This is a genomic window from Arthrobacter sp. TmtSoilC77 (assembly GCF_059739415.1).
The window spans coordinates 206,186-220,773 of the sequence record NZ_AP046050.1 but is presented as its reverse complement, the minus strand read 5'-3'; the positions used below and the strand labels follow the sequence as shown (position 1 = coordinate 220,773).

The following is a 14,588-nucleotide window of genomic DNA, read 5'->3' as shown; positions in this document are numbered from 1 at the left end:
GCAAAGAGACCCGCCGGTCGAGATTCAAGCATAAGAGGAGATCATGCTCATGACACTTGCCCCGCTCATTGAACTCAACGACGGCTACAAGATCCCGCAACTGGGCTTGGGTACGTGGCCCCTGGATGATGCCCAGGTTGCCGATGCCGTGGTGGAAGCTGTTTCCTGCGGCTACCGACACATTGATACGGCGGTCAAATATGGGAATGAGGAAGGAGTCGGCAATGGTATCCGTGCCTGCGGTGTGGACCGGAGCGAGCTCTTCATCACTACCAAGCTCGACGGCGGGTTCCAAGGCTCGGGCAAGGCAGCCGCTGGGCTCGATGGCTCGCTGCAACGACTCGGGCTGGACTACGTTGACCTGCTGCTGATCCATTGGCCGCTCCCCCGCCGCGGCGAGTTCGTTTCCACGTGGAAGACGTTCGAGGAACTGCAGGCCTCGGGCAAGGTACGATCCATCGGCGTTTCCAATTTCAAGCCTTCGCACCTTGACCGGCTGTTCCGGGAAACGGATGTTGTTCCAGCGGTCAACCAGATCCAGGTCAATCCCGCCATCCCGCGTCCTGTTGCCATCGCGTTCAACGAGCAGCACGGGATTGTCACGGAATCGTACAGTCCACTGGGCGCCAGCAGCGACCTCCTGAATGCCCCGGTTCTGGCGAGCATCGGCAACAAGCATGGAAAGACGCCCGGCCAGGTGGTCCTGCGTTGGCATGTCCAGCAGGGCCTGGTTGCCATCCCGAAGACCGCCAACCCGCAAAGGATGCGGGAGAACCTTGACGTCTTCGGCTTCGAGCTGGACCAGGATGACCTTAGAAGGCTACAAACCCTCGACGCCGGTCCTGATGCCGGCGTCGACTCGGACGTTCAGGGACACTAGGGGACGGGAACACTAGACGTGGGGGAACTGAATATGGAAACAGCAAACGCAGAAACATTGATCTGGACCGGGTCCTACACTGCGGACCGGAATGGAAATGGCGAAGGTATCGGCGCCATCACCGTGGATGCGGACGGGAACCTTACTTCGCTTGGCTTGGCTGCGGCAGCGAACTCGCCGTCCTTCCTCGCCATTCATCCAACCCTCCCTGTGCTCTATGCCGTTGCCGAGGAAGGCAAGATGGTACGGGCGTACCGCCATACCGGCACCGCTGAGCTGGAAGAGATGGGTGAACCATGGCCGGCAGGGGAGGCTGCTTGCCACGTCGCAACGGATCCACAGGGACGTTTCATTGTGGTCACCTGCTGGGGTGATGGCCAGGTCATTCTCTACGAACTGGACCACGACGGCGCCATCACCTCGCGGACCAGCGCGGAAGCCGCCGTCGACCCCCATCAGACCGGACCCACCGATGAGCCGCGTCCAAGCCGCGCACATTCAAGCCTCATGCTTCCCGATGGTCGGGTGATGACCACGGACCTCGGGCACGATCTTGTGAGGGTTTGGCGGTACGAGCCGGGCCAGGGTCTGTTGCCCGACCACCACGTGATCCTGCCCAAGGACTCCGGCCCGCGTCATATGGTGCGGCATCCCAGCGGTACGGTTTTCATCGATACGGAATACTCGATTGAGGTTGCAGCTGTCAGGGCCGAACCCCAGGGGGTCTACGAACTCACGGCCGTGGTTCCCGCCAGTGTCAACAAAGCGTTCGACGGCGACTCCGCCGCGGAGATTGCAATGTCCGCTGACGGTCGGTTCGTCTATGTGGGCGTCCGGGGCTCCAACCGGATCTGCGTCCTGAAGGTGGGCGCCCAGGGCACGGACGTCACTCCCCTGGCCGATTTGCCAAGCGGGGGCGACTGGCCACGGCACCACCTGGTCCACGACGGCTGGCTCTTGGTGGCCCATGAAGGTTCCAATGACGTTCTGACTTTCAGGCTCGACCCCGAAACCGGCCTGCCCGACGGACCCGTAGGCCGGCTGGCGACAGGGTCCCCGAGCGTGCTGGTTCCGGCGGGTTAGGCCGCCCAGACCTGGACGTCGTCCGTTCCGCAGAACAGCTTGCGGCCCGTGGGTTCAAGGACCACCCACAGCAGTTCCTGATGGTGGGAAACGTCGTCGACACGGCCCGTGCCGGCACCCCAGGCGACGTCGTAGATCCAGACGCGATCGCCGACGCTGAGCTCAGTCCACTGCGCTGCCGGCACGTGCCGGTAGTCGCTGGGCCGGTTCAGAATGGAGCTGGTCATTTTGTGATGTCGCCAGCGGTCCGGCGCCGCCAGACAGTGGGCACTCCGTTGTGCGCCGGTAGGACGTGACCTTCCGCGAACACCTGGACGGCGTCAGGCTCAGAGTCCGGGCTCCACAAACCCGAGGCCGGGCAGTGGGAACCGGTGGGCATGACACGGGTGGCTCGTTCGCGCAGGAGGGCGATGCTCTTCATCGTTGAAACTCATCCTTGGGTAGTCCAGGGCGCTGCATGCTGTGAAGCAGGGCCTGGTGTGAAGCAGATCTCCTCAACCCTATGCAAGTCATGGACGGTTCGTTATAGGCAATTGCATAGCATTTCCGCACAGTGTCATGCAGGCGAACAATAGGATTTTGGCTCAATCTGGACTAAAAGTCCTGCAAGCGCTTCCAGTATTGAACCCGCAACAGTGCTTCACTCTCAGAAAAACATCTATTTCTATGGATCAAATCCGCGCAAGCGCTTACAGTTGTGAGTTGCCACACAGCAGAGTCGCTTAGCGGAAGGTTTCATCACTTGCTATCTCGCAGCTATAGATCCATTGTCCCCGCCGTCGTACTCGCCACCGCAGTGGTGACGGCTTCCACCGTTCTTCCCGCGAGCGCCGCCACCACCAAGAAAACGCCGCCTGATCCCGCCGGCCAACACTCAGTCCGCGGCGGCGTCAGTGATCAGAACTTCTACTTCGTCATGGCTGACCGCTTCAACAACGGCACAAAAGCCAACGACGACGGCGGGCTGGGTGCGGATCCGATGGTGTCCGGCTACGACCCCACCCGCAAGGGCTTCTACAACGGTGGTGACCTGAAAGGCCTCCAGGACCGTCTGGACTACATCCAGGGTTTGGGAACGAATGCCCTCTGGCTTACACCGAGCTTCAAGAACAAGGCCGTCCAAGGTGACGGGTCAGTGGAGAACAGCTCCGCGGGTTACCACGGGTACTGGGTCACGGATTTCACGCAGATCGATCCCCATCTGGGCACGAATGCTGAACTGAAGACGCTGATCGATGCCGCCCATGCACGCGGCATGAAGGTCTATTTCGACATCATCACCAACCACACGGCGGACGTGATCCAGTATCAGGAGTCCGAGTCAGCGCCGTACATTTCCAAGGAAACAGAGCCGTACCGCACGGCAGCGGGCGAGGCCTTCGATGACCACGACTACGCCGGCACACAGGACTTTCCTGCACTGGATCCATCAACGTCCTTCCCCTACACGCCGGTGGTCCCCGAAGCCGAGAAGGACGTCAAGGTTCCCGCGTGGCTCAACGACTCCACGCTGTATCACAACCGTGGCAACACCACCTTTTCCGGCGAGGACGCGCTCTACGGCGACTTCTTCGGCTTGGACGATCTGTTCACGGAGAATCCCCGCGTGGTCAACGGATTTGTTGATATCTACAAGAGTTGGATCCGCGACTTCGGGATCGACGGCTTCCGCATCGACACCATGAAGCACGTCAACGATGAATTCTGGCAGCAGTTTGGCCCGCAGGTCCTGAGCTACGCCAAGGAGCAGGGCAAGGACGAATTCTTCATGTTTGGCGAGGTCTTCGATACCTCCAAGAGCGTCACGTCCAAGTTCACCACCAAAAACAAGATGCAGGCTGTTCTCGACTTCGGTTTCCAGGGAGCTGCACGCAGCTTCGCTTCCCAGAGCAGCAAGGCCAGTGGTTTGGCCGAGTTCTTCAATGGAGATGACTGGTACACCGACGCCGACTCCAACGTGTACCAACTGCCCACCTTCCTGGGGAACCACGACATGGGCCGTATCGGAACGTTCATCGCCCAGGACAACGCCGGGGCGTCAGACGCCGAACTCGTCGAGCGTGATGAACTCGCCCACGAGCTGATGTACTTCTCGCGCGGCAACCCGGTTGTCTACTACGGCGACGAGCAAGGATTCACGGGGGCAGGTGGGGACCAGGACTCACGGCAATCCATGTTCGCCAGCCAGGTTCAGGAATACCTTGATGACGACCTTCTGGGCACAAGCGCGACGCATGCAGCAGACAACTTCGATACCGGGCACCCGCTGTACAGGAAGATCAGCGAACTTGCTGCACTCACCGCCGAGCACCCCACCCTCCGCAGCGGCGCGCAGCAGAACCGCTACGCCGCCGACGCCCCGGGGATTTACGCCTTCTCGCGTATCGACGCCAAAGAGCAACGTGAGTACGTGGTTGCCGTGAACAACAGCGAGAGTGCGCAAACAGCGGAGATCCCCACGTACGAAGCGAAGCAGCCGTTCAACCTCGTTTACGGCGACGCTGCAGCCGACGCAAAGACTGACACGCAGGCGAAACTGACCGTTTCAGTTCCGCCTCTTTCCACCGTGGTGTACCAGGCAGCGGGGCGACTCGCGCAATCCAAGGCGGCACCCGGCGTCGTTCTCAAGAAGCCGGTCACCGCTGCTGGTGACGCCACGCGCATGAAGGTAACGGCCGACGTCGACGGTAATTCTTTCTATGAAGTCACTTTCCAGGCGCGGACCGCGGGCGGGGAATGGGAGTCGATCGGCACAGACGATAACGCGCCGTACCAGGTCTTCCACGATGTGTCCGCGATGCAGTCCGGCGCGTCGGTGGAGTACCGTGCCGTGGTGCTGGACAACGCGGGCCACACGTCGGCGAGTGAGCCGCGCAGCGGTGTGGTGGGCGAGCCGGCCCAGCCCGAAACCGTCACCGTGGCCGGCAGCCTCAACACCGAGCTTGGCTGCACGGAAGACTGGCAGCCGTCGTGCGAGCAAGCGTCGATGACTTACGAACCAACGCACCGTCTGTGGCAGCTGAACGTCCCGAACCTGCCGGCCGGAACGTACGGGTTCAAGGCCGCGCTCAACGGCACGTGGGACGAGAACTACGGAGCGGATGGCGTTCCGAACGGTCCCAATGTGGTGTTCACTCACAGCGGCGGCGCCGTCACGTTCCTCTACGACCACACAACCAACGTGATCAGCGCCGTGACCGCCGGCACGCAACCCGCCGCCGTATCCGTTCCCGGTAGCCTGAACTCCGAGCTCGGTTGTGCCGGCGATTGGATGCCTGATTGCCCTCAGGCCCAGCTAGCCTTGGACCCTGTGGATGGTATCTGGAAGCTATCCGTGCCGGACCTGGCAGCGGGTAGCTACGAGTTCAAGGCCGCGATCAACGGCTCCTGGGCTGAGAACTACGGTTTGGGCGGCGCCCCGAACGGCAGCAACATAGCCCTGAACCACGACGGCGGACCGGTCACCTTCCGGTACGACCCCGCCAGCCATCTACTCACCACCCGCTAGCCCAAGTAGGTAGCAGCAGTGCGCGTTTTGAGCGCTCAAAACGCGCACTGCTGCTACTCAGATGGGCCTAGTTGTAGCTCACGCTCAGGAGCATGGCCTTCAGCTGTGAGTACTGTTCGCTACCCATCCACGCCTTCGCTGCTTCAGGGGTGGCGAACGTGGGCTGCTTGTCGAGATCAAATTTCACGTATGCGATCATGAACCCGTTGGGCATCCTGATCTGGTTTGTGCCGGATGAGGTCTGCCCGGATTGAAGCTCGGAGGACAGCCGGATGTCCATGACGTAGACCGGAGGAGAGTCGGAACGCCCACTAGCCGTGGGCATCCCCCCGTTACCGGAGTTGTAGTCGATGTTCATGATGTAGTTCAGGGAGAAACCGAATTCCACCTGGTTTCCTGCTGTATCCGTTACTCCAGGAACCACGGCACGGTCCAGAACTGTCCGGTCCACCAGCCCGGCAGTACCGTCGCCGTAGAAACCGCTGCTCATAAAGGCGACTTCAGCGCCCGTGCTGTCCAGAACGGTGACTCCGTCGGAAGGACCTTGTTCCGGTCGAACAGTCCAACCGGCGGGGTACCTGAACGAGACGTGCCCATCAGGGAAGGTGAATGTCTGGATCGTGGGCACCTGGACCGGCGGCGCCACGGGTGCAGTGGTGGTCGCAGCTGGTGCGGTGGGGGTCGGCGCCTGACTGGCATCCGGCGTCGGAGTCGCAGTTGGCGTTGCTATTGGCGAAGGAGTGGCGGACACGCTTGGCGTTGGCGTTGGCGTTGGCTCAGGGGTGGTGACGGTGACTGCCGGCGCCGGCGTTGAGCTTATTGGCCCGAAGTTGGCCGCCACGAGGACACCGGCAGTGACAGCGGCAGCTCCCAGCAACAACGCTCCGGCAATCCGGACCCTCCGGTTCCTGCGCTCTTGGAGCGAGCTGACTCCAGCCGGCACAGTGTCACTGAAAACCCGAGGACCTGTCAGCATACGGGCCAAGGCTTCTTCGCCGTTGATTTCGGCCTCTGGTTCGTGGGCAAGAGGGTCGATCGAGGAAATCTGGCTCTTGATCTGGTCCATCTCAGACTCCCATCTTGTGTGTAGTCGTTTCGACACCTGCAGGCATCTGTTTCCGGAAAGCACCACGTGCGCGGTGCAAGCGGACCTTCGCTGCGGATTCACTGCAGTTGAGTACGCGCGCAATTTCGGTGGAACCCAAACCGTCCCAATACGCCAGCTGGAGGATGTCCCGATCCTGTTCGCGGAGCCGGGCCATGGCATCCTGTACCACGACGTTCTCGGAGTCGTCCCCGAAACGCTCCACCGCCGTCGTGCGTAGCTTTTCCTGCAGTGCCTGTTGGCGGTCACGGCTCCTGTAGGCATTGCCGACGAGATTGCGCGCAACAGTGAGCAGGTACGGGACATCGGGTTGGGAGTTGTCGTCCCATTTTTGCCACACGACGCGGAAAACGTCCGCCGCGATTTCTTCGGCAATTTCCGCCGATTCCACCCTGCGGCGGACAAATCTGAAAACGGATGGATAGCTGTTTTTGTGAATGGCGATAAACGCCAGTTCGCGCTCGGAAAGCACGATTTTCCCCCTGAAAGTAGTGTCCTGAACTGCAGGATACTTCTATAGTTTCCGGCCGACGTCCCACGGTTACACGCGGCTTGGAGAATTTTCGATAGATTCGTCCCACCGAACCCGAGCGAAAGCGTGGAAGTCACATGGTGGAATCAGGTCCCGCAGCAGACTGGGCCCGCAAACAGGTGGATCAGGGGCGCGTGCCGGTGGCCGTGCTGGGAATTGGATCGAGCCACGGCATCTCCGACGTTGTCGCCTTTGGGCACGACGACGGCCGGAAGGCAACCACCGATGACCACTTTGCCCTGTTCTCAGTCACGAAACCCATCAGCGCACTGACGGTGATGCGCCAGGTGGAGCTGGGGAAATTGTCGCTCGGCAATTCATTGACGGACGCGCTCCCCGGCTTCGGCGCCGGCCGCACGGACACTGTGACCCTCGAACACCTGTTAAGTCACCGCTCGGGAATCATGGATACACAGCTCGACGGCGGCACTCGCCTCCGCGAAGACCTCACCACGGCGGAGCAAGCCTTCTATGCGGGATCGTTGGTCCAGTACTGCAATGTGGCTTTTGAGGGTGCTGCGGCGATGGCTGAATGGGCCGATGGTCGCCCGTTCGAAGAGCAGCTCAGTTCATTGGCCAACGACACCGGCGCGAAAGGCCTCACGTTCCACACGGACTGCAATCCGCACACAGTCCGTGGCGCAGAGGAGCAGGGGCTGGACGTTGAGGGGATGTACAAGAAGAAGCACCCCGGCGCCGGGCTGTTCGGCACCGCCACGGATCTGCTCAATCTCGGCACCGAGTTGCTGCGCAATTCCGGCAAGGCCGTGCGGCCCGCCACGCTTGCGGCCATGCGCCGGCCAAGAACCACCGGGGTTTCCCACATCAGTGTCCGGCCCAAGCCCTTGCGGCACACCGGCCTTGGTTTCCAGATGCCAGCCAACGAATCCGAGCTGCTTGCCCAGGGGATCTACGGTCACCCCGGGTGGTCGGGCACGGAATGGTGGATGTTCCCGGAGCAGGACCGGTGCGTCGTGTTCCTGACGAATGTCCTGGACACACCGGACCTTGGCGTGGACACCAATGAGCTTTTCAACGCGGTGGCTGCCTCCTGAGCCCTGGCTCCAACTGTCCTGGTTCCAAGCGCGCGCTTCGAGCTGAGCGGGCACGCCACGCGGAAACAGCCCATGCGATCAGGAACAGGCCCACAAGGAACAGGCCTGCGTCGCCAAGGTCGATCCCTCCAAGCCACGTAGTCAGCGGGTCTTCGAGTTCAAACGCCGCGTTGACGAATCTCCCGAGCGTGATCACGGAGATGAACAGCGCCGACACAGCCGAAATTCCGGTGATCACCACGTTGAAGCCGAGCTTGCGCTGGGGGTCGTTGATGGCGGAGTTGTACATTTTCATCATGGCCACGCCGTTGATGGAATCGCACAATGTCATGGCCGCGGCGAACGCGAACGGCAGCGCCATCAAGGCGAGCGGTGAGACTCCGGCGATTGACGCCGTCGTGGTGATAACCAGTAGTCCGATGGTGGTGGCCGTATCGAAGCCGAGCCCGAAGAGGAAACCGATCACGTAGATGTTCCGCGGCCGCTCCACCTTTGACAGGGGCTTGGCCAGCAAACGGGCAACAAATCCTTTGGCCTCGAGGTCTTCTGCACTGATCGCCGCACCGGCCTTGACGCTCCAGTACACCTGCGTGGCACGCATGAATGCCGAACCGTTGAAGAGCCCCATCCCCAGGAGGAACAAACCGGACACTCCGCTTCCGATCAGGCCCAGCACCTTGTTGCCCGCCGTGCCGTCCTCCATGAATTGGCCTATCAACGTTGCGCCCGCCACCACGAGGAGCCCCGCCAGGATCACCACGGAACTGTGGCCCAGGCTGAATGCGAAGCCGACGCTCACCGGATCCTTGTGCTGCGCGACGAACTTGCGCGTTGAGTTATCGATCGCAGCGATGTGGTCCCAGTCGTAGCTGTGCTTGATTCCGGCCACGTACGCGGTAATCACCAAGCCGAACGCAAGCGGCTGGGCCGCCACCAAACCCTGCGGTGAAAGCGAACCCAGCAGCAAAAGCACGACGGCGGCAATGTGTAGGGCGGCGACCGCGCCGAACGTGAAAAGCAGCCGGGTGCGCAATGGCAACTTCTCCCGGTCCCGGTACATGGCGGCGAACCCGGTCAGCGCAGTCATTAATACTTCCTCAGGTTCAAGGGCTCCTGCCCGTGCCAGCGTTTACGGAGAACGCCGGTGCAAGAGCCCAGCAGATGATTGAGTTCGTCGGTGCTGTTTGACAAGGATCTCAGCACAAGCCCCGTAGTGCCGCCAACACTTTTGGTCAGGGAAACGCCCGTGTAGGCGTCGAGGTGGCGGGTGAGCTCGTGCAGCTCATCGGCAAGCTCCTGATCCACTTTCTGATCCACCACGATCAACGACCCCAGGTGACTGAAGCCCTCCATGAACCCCATGCCTGCCACATCGTTGACGGGTGGGAGAATCAGGAGGTTGTCGAGAGCCAGCAGTTTCGCTCCGTTTTCGTCTTCGATCCAGATCTCGTTCCGCAGTCGCAGTTCTTCGTACTTGAAGGATGCGCCGTCCGGCGACCACCCTGGCGTGATGACCTCAGCCATGACAAGGCTCGACGTCGGGTGGAGGCTGATGCGCGAATTCTGCCGATAACTCGCCTCCCGATAAGCAATCAACTGGTCGGGCACGAACTCCAACCGCGCCCCCTCCCCCAGCCGCACACTCATCCGCTGCTCAGCAAACGAGCCCGGAGTCCGATAAACCTTGGTGGCAGACTGCGTAGTCAACAACAGCTCCGCCCCCTCTTGCACGTGAACATCTACGAGGAACAGATCGCCCCCAAGATAAGCCCCGCCAGGATTCACGATGACGTAGCAAACCTGCCCGGACCCATCCAAGTAATGAGGCCGCAAAACCCGCAAGGCGCCCTCATGAAACTGATGGATGGCAACGGATCGCCCAGCCCGCTCGGCGACGCGCAATTGGAGTTCGCCCCTCGGCGTCCTAAACGCTGAGGCGGCTGAGCCGGATTTGGGGGCCGCGGCGTGGTGGGCACCGCGGAGCGGGCACGGCCCCAAATCCGGCGAAGCCGCCGGACTCGACCCGGGCGCCGCCCCTGGTGAGATGAGAGTGGACTTGGGCGGGGTCATACGGCCAGGTCGAGCATCAGGACATCTCGGCGGATCCACTCCAGGACGGCGTCCAACCCTTCGTCGGTCTTCAGGTTGGTGAAGCAGAAGGGTTTGTTGCCGCGGAATTCCTTGGAGTCCCGCTCCATTACCGCGAGGTCCGCCCCCACAAACGGCGCGAGGTCCGTTTTGTTGATGATGAAGAGGTCGGATTTGATCATGCCTTGGCCGGCTTTGCGGGGGATCTTTTCGCCTTGGGCTACGTCGATGATGTAGATCGAGAAGTCTACGAGTTCGGGGCTGAATGTGGCTGAGAGGTTGTCGCCGCCGGATTCGACGAAGATGACCTGCAGGTCCGGATGGCGCCTCTTGAGTTCTTCGATGGCTGCTGTGTTCATGGAGGTGTCTTCACGGATGGCGGTGTGGGGGCAGCCGCCGGTTTCGACTCCGATGATGCGGTCTTCGGGCAGGATGCCGTTGGCTGCGAGGATTTTGGCGTCTTCGATGGTGTAGATGTCGTTGGTGATGGCGGCCATGGAAATGTCGCGGCTCATGTGGCGCGTGATGCGCTCGACGAGTTGCGTCTTGCCGGCGCCGACCGGCCCGCCGACGCCGATTTTGATGGGTTCAGACATGTGTCCTCCTGATTAGCTCATGAACATGCGGGCGCGTTGCCGTTCGTGCCGCATTTGTGAAATTTCAAGTCCGGGGCTGACGGCCCCAAAGTCGTCCCAGCACAGTTGTGCTATATCCCGGACGGCGGCAGCGACGGCGTCGTGCGCGTGCCGAAGTACCCGCTGCCCTGCGTTCTGCCCAAGCGGTATGGCGCGCACGGCGTTCTGGGTCAGGGACGTGACGGTGGCAAACAAATACGCAGAAACAGCCTCCTCGTACGGAACCTGCAGTGACCGAGCAATCACCCCAAAAGCCAACGGTTGGTGCCCCCCAGCGTCCCCCTCACGAACCAGCTCCCGATAAGCATCCAACTCCCCCGACGGGAACACCTCCCCGCCAATCTCGAGCAACCGCCCACCCATCTTCAAAGAAGCCTCCCGCACTTCCCGAGCCAACAACTGGGAAGAAAGAACAGCATCCAACAAGCCAACATCCACCCCCTCATACAAGAACCGCACGGCCAACCCATCCGAATAGGTCAACTGCTGCCCAACAAAAGCAGAAAGCCAAACCCCGAACGACCCCTCATCACCAACAAGCCCGCGGTGGATGTAGCTCTCAAACCCCAAAGAATGAGCAAACGCTCCCGTAGGCAACGCAGAGTCGACCAACTGCTGAAGAGCCAGCTGATATGTCGCACTCAAAGCGCACCGCCCGAGGTGAGGGCTGCGCGCTGGAGCGGAGCTGGGAAGGGGGCCGCGGCGTGGCGGGCATCGCGGAGCGGGCACGGCCCCCTTCCCAGTGGAGCGCAAGCGCGCGCACCCAACCTGACGCAGCGCAGCGCTTTAGTGCGAATGCTCAGCATGGCGGAAGGGCACCGGCATGACCCGCTCTTGCCTGTCGTAGGGAACACCGACGCTCTTCAGGTAGTCCTCGACCGTGTGGTCATACTGGCAGACCATGACGTCGGCCCCGTATTCGGATGAGGTGTCGAAGAATTGCGCCTGCAGATGCCGGTTGCCGAGGGAGTGTGCGACGACCCCCATTTCGTGGATGCTGCGCGGAGCTATGACGAGGACGTCTGTTGGCAGCACGGAGATGACGATGAGGTTGGTGTCGTCGGCGGCGAGGATGTCGCCGTCGCGCAGGTCGCCGGATCCGGTGGGGAGCCGTATGCCGAGTTCTTTGCCGTGGTCGGTGGTGACGCGTTGGATGCGTTTGACGAGCAGGGCGCTGGGTAGGATCACTTTTTCTTTGTGGCGGCCGGCGTAGGCGTCGGGCTGTTCGTGGAGGTTGCCCAGGATTTTTTCGATGATCATGTGGGTCCTAGAAGAGGTGGTAGCGCTGCGCCATGGGCAGCACGTCGGAGGGTTCGCAGGTGGCTTCGACGCCGTCAACTGTCACCTTGTAGGTTTCGGGGTCGACGACGATGTCGGGGGTTTCGCCGTTGAACTTGAGGTCGGCTTTGCGCAGGTTCCTGATGCCGGTGACGGGCCGGATGAGGCGTTCGAGGCCAAGCTCGGCCGGCACACCGGCGTCGATCGCGGCTTTGGAGAGGAACGTGATGGACGTGTGTTGGAGTGCTCTTCCGTAGGTGGCGAACATGGGCCGCATGGTGCGGGGCTGCGGCGTGGGAATGGAGGCGTTGGAGTCGCCCATGAGTGCGTAGGCGATCTGTCCGCCTTTGATGACGAGCTCGGGTTTCACTCCGAAGAAGGCGGGGTCCCACAACACCAGGTCCGCGAATTTTCCTTCTTCGACGGAGCCAATGACGTCTGCCATGCCCTGTGCGATGGCGGGGTTGATGGTGTATTTGGCTATGTAGCGTTTGAGCCGGAAGTTGTCGCTTTCTGCTGAGCCGTGCGGGGCACCGGTTGGGTCCTTCAGCATGCCGCGCTGCCGTTTCATGGCATCGGCCACTTGCCAGGTCCGGGTGATCACCTCGCCTACGCGGCCCATTGCCTGGGAGTCCGAGGACGTGATGGCGAAGATGCCGAGATCGTGCAGGACGTCCTCGGCGGCGATGGTTTCGGCACGGATGCGGGAGTCGGCGAAGGCCACGTCTTCCGGGATGTCCGGGTTGAGGTGGTGGCAGACCATGAGCATGTCCAGGTGCTCTTCTATGGTGTTTTTGGTGTACGGAAGCGTGGGGTTGGTGGAGGCGGGTAGCACGTTGGGCAGCCCGGCGATCTTGATGATGTCCGGGGCGTGACCGCCGCCGGCGCCCTCTGTGTGGAAGGTGTGGATGACCCGGCCGTCGATTGCGTTGATGGTGTCCTCCACGAAGCCGCATTCGTTGAGGGTGTCTGTGTGGATAGCGACCTGGATGTCGTATTCGTCGGCCACCCGCAGGGACATGTCTATGGAGGACGTGGTGGAGCCCCAGTCCTCATGGACTTTCAGGCCTACGGCACCGGCGCGGATCTGCTCCGCGAGGGGCTCGACGGCGGACGCGTGGCCTTTGCCCAGCAGGCCGATATTGATGGGGAGCCCTTCGGCAGCCTGGAGCATGCGGGAGATGTGCCAGGATCCGGGGGTGATGGTGGTGGCTTTGGTTCCTTCCGCAGGTCCCGTGCCCCCGCCCACCATTGTGGTCACGCCGCTGCAGAGTGCAGTGGGAACCTGTTCGGGGGAAATGAAATGGATGTGTGTGTCGACGCCACCGGCTGTGAGGATTTTGCGTTCCCCGGCGACTATCTCGGTGCTGGCGCCGATCACGATGTCCACGCCGTCCATGATCTGCGGGTTGCCGGCTTTGCCGATCTTGAAAATGTGCCCGTCCTTCAGGGCTACATCGGCCTTGTAGATGCCCGAGTAGTCCAGGACGATGACGTTGGTGATGACAGTGTCGGGGATGTCCTCGGAGCGCGTCGCCTGGCCGTTTTGGCCCATGCCGTCGCGGATGACTTTGCCGCCCCCGAAGACCACTTCTTCGCCGTAGACGGTGTAGTCGTTCTCAATTTCGAGGAACAGTTCCGTGTCCGCCAGGCGGATTGCGTCACCTGTCGTTGGGCCGTACAGCTCGGCGTATTGCCGGCGGGGAAGCTCGAAGCTCACTTCGCATCTCCTTCCATAGCAACACCCGGGCGAGCGGTCCCGCCGGGGCGGGTGCCGCCGTCGAGCATTCCATTGACGGCGTTACTCAGGCCGAAAACTTCGCGGGAACCTGCCAGCTCCACCAGGTGCACGGTCTTCTTGTCGCCCGGTTCAAAGCGGGCTGCTGTGCCGGCGGGGATGTCCAAGCGGCGGCCGTACGCGGCTTCACGGTCGAACTCCAGGGCACGGTTGGCCTCCGCGAAGTGGTAGTGCGAACCGATCTGGACTGGACGGTCGCCTCGATTGACAACCTCGACGGCGATCGCCTCACGGCCGTTGTTGCACGCGATTGGCTCGGGGCGCAGCCTGTATTCACCGGGGATCATGGGTGGCTCCTATCGGATGGGGTTGTGGACTGTGACGAGCTTTGTGCCATCGGTGAAGGTGGCTTCGATTTGGACGTCGTGGATCATCTCCGGCACGCCTTCCATCACGTCCTCGCGGCTCAGCAACGTGGTTCCGTAACTCATGAGCTCCGCGACGGATTTGCCGTCCCGCGCGCCCTCGATGAGCTCGTAGCTGATGATCGCTATGGCTTCCGGGTAGTTCAGCTTCAATCCGCGCGCCTGCCTTCGCCTGGCCAGATCGGCAGCCACCACGATCATGAGTTTTTCCTGCTCACGGGGCAAAAGATGCATCAATTCTCCTCAAAAGCCGCTACCTGG

The 14,588-nt window shown here is 61.6% G+C and carries 16 protein-coding genes; 4 read left to right on the top strand and 12 right to left on the bottom strand.

The window, feature by feature from the left end; genetic code table 11:
* Positions 1 to 49: 49 nt before the first annotated feature.
* Both AC6I99_RS01100 and AC6I99_RS01095 read left to right on the top strand, forming a co-directional pair.
* The gene (locus AC6I99_RS01100) at positions 50 to 880 is read left to right on the top strand and encodes an aldo/keto reductase (protein WP_497959829.1); all 831 of its coding nucleotides are present in this window, start codon (positions 50 to 52) and stop codon (positions 878 to 880) included.
* Between the two features lie 33 nt (positions 881 to 913).
* A complete protein-coding gene (locus AC6I99_RS01095) occupies positions 914 to 1,963 on the top strand; it encodes a lactonase family protein (RefSeq protein WP_497959825.1) in 1,050 nt (349 codons plus the stop codon).
* Here the strand turns inward: AC6I99_RS01095 and AC6I99_RS01090 are convergent.
* Complete coding sequence (locus tag AC6I99_RS01090) at positions 1,960 to 2,190, bottom strand: hypothetical protein (protein WP_224166046.1); 231 nt, start codon at positions 2,188 to 2,190, stop codon at positions 1,960 to 1,962. The two genes, AC6I99_RS01095 and AC6I99_RS01090, sit on opposite strands and share 4 nt — an antisense overlap.
* Positions 2,187 to 2,384, bottom strand: a complete 198-nt coding sequence (locus tag AC6I99_RS01085) for a hypothetical protein (protein WP_497959821.1) — start codon at positions 2,382 to 2,384, stop codon at positions 2,187 to 2,189. Before AC6I99_RS01085 ends, AC6I99_RS01090 begins: the two co-directional genes overlap by 4 nt.
* A 321-nt stretch (positions 2,385 to 2,705) precedes the next feature.
* On the opposite strand from AC6I99_RS01085, the gene AC6I99_RS01080 reads away from it, so the two are divergent.
* Positions 2,706 to 5,471: an alpha-amylase family glycosyl hydrolase gene (locus AC6I99_RS01080; RefSeq protein WP_497959819.1), complete on the top strand. Its 2,766-nt coding sequence runs from the start codon at positions 2,706 to 2,708 to the stop codon at positions 5,469 to 5,471.
* Between the two features lie 67 nt (positions 5,472 to 5,538).
* On the opposite strand, the gene AC6I99_RS01075 is transcribed toward AC6I99_RS01080, so the two are convergent.
* The gene (locus AC6I99_RS01075) at positions 5,539 to 6,537 is read right to left on the bottom strand and encodes a hypothetical protein (RefSeq protein WP_497959817.1); all 999 of its coding nucleotides are present in this window, start codon (positions 6,535 to 6,537) and stop codon (positions 5,539 to 5,541) included.
* Between the two features lies 1 nt (position 6,538).
* A complete protein-coding gene (locus AC6I99_RS01070; protein ID WP_309931705.1) occupies positions 6,539 to 7,048 on the bottom strand; it encodes an RNA polymerase sigma factor in 510 nt (169 codons plus the stop codon).
* A gap of 137 nt (positions 7,049 to 7,185) precedes the next feature.
* On the opposite strand from AC6I99_RS01070, the gene AC6I99_RS01065 reads away from it, so the two are divergent.
* Complete coding sequence (locus tag AC6I99_RS01065; RefSeq protein WP_497959814.1) at positions 7,186 to 8,163, top strand: serine hydrolase domain-containing protein; 978 nt, start codon at positions 7,186 to 7,188, stop codon at positions 8,161 to 8,163.
* Here AC6I99_RS01065 and AC6I99_RS01060 read toward each other — a convergent pair.
* The 8 genes from AC6I99_RS01060 to AC6I99_RS01025 form a co-directional block, all read right to left on the bottom strand.
* Positions 8,141 to 9,250: a HoxN/HupN/NixA family nickel/cobalt transporter gene (locus tag AC6I99_RS01060; protein WP_497943852.1), complete on the bottom strand. Its 1,110-nt coding sequence runs from the start codon at positions 9,248 to 9,250 to the stop codon at positions 8,141 to 8,143. The genes AC6I99_RS01065 and AC6I99_RS01060 overlap by 23 nt on opposite strands.
* Positions 9,250 to 10,233 (bottom strand): urease accessory protein UreD, encoded by a 984-nt coding sequence (locus tag AC6I99_RS01055; RefSeq protein WP_497943853.1) that lies wholly within the window; start codon positions 10,231 to 10,233, stop codon positions 9,250 to 9,252. Before AC6I99_RS01055 ends, AC6I99_RS01060 begins: the two co-directional genes overlap by 1 nt.
* Positions 10,230 to 10,847 (bottom strand): urease accessory protein UreG, encoded by a 618-nt coding sequence (ureG, locus tag AC6I99_RS01050; protein WP_497943854.1) that lies wholly within the window; start codon positions 10,845 to 10,847, stop codon positions 10,230 to 10,232. The genes AC6I99_RS01055 and ureG overlap by 4 nt, the downstream gene beginning before the upstream one ends.
* A 12-nt stretch (positions 10,848 to 10,859) precedes the next feature.
* Positions 10,860 to 11,531: an urease accessory protein UreF gene (locus AC6I99_RS01045; RefSeq protein ID WP_497943855.1), complete on the bottom strand. Its 672-nt coding sequence runs from the start codon at positions 11,529 to 11,531 to the stop codon at positions 10,860 to 10,862.
* 141 nt (positions 11,532 to 11,672) lie between these two features.
* A complete protein-coding gene (ureE, locus tag AC6I99_RS01040) occupies positions 11,673 to 12,146 on the bottom strand; it encodes an urease accessory protein UreE (RefSeq protein ID WP_497943856.1) in 474 nt (157 codons plus the stop codon).
* A gap of 7 nt (positions 12,147 to 12,153) precedes the next feature.
* A complete protein-coding gene (ureC, locus tag AC6I99_RS01035; RefSeq protein ID WP_497943857.1) occupies positions 12,154 to 13,884 on the bottom strand; it encodes an urease subunit alpha in 1,731 nt (576 codons plus the stop codon).
* Positions 13,881 to 14,249, bottom strand: a complete 369-nt coding sequence (locus AC6I99_RS01030) for an urease subunit beta (RefSeq protein ID WP_224094672.1) — start codon at positions 14,247 to 14,249, stop codon at positions 13,881 to 13,883. Before AC6I99_RS01030 ends, ureC begins: the two co-directional genes overlap by 4 nt.
* A 9-nt stretch (positions 14,250 to 14,258) precedes the next feature.
* Positions 14,259 to 14,561, bottom strand: coding sequence for an urease subunit gamma (locus AC6I99_RS01025; protein WP_224094669.1), 303 nt, complete (start codon positions 14,559 to 14,561; stop codon positions 14,259 to 14,261).
* Positions 14,562 to 14,588 lie beyond the last annotated feature (27 nt).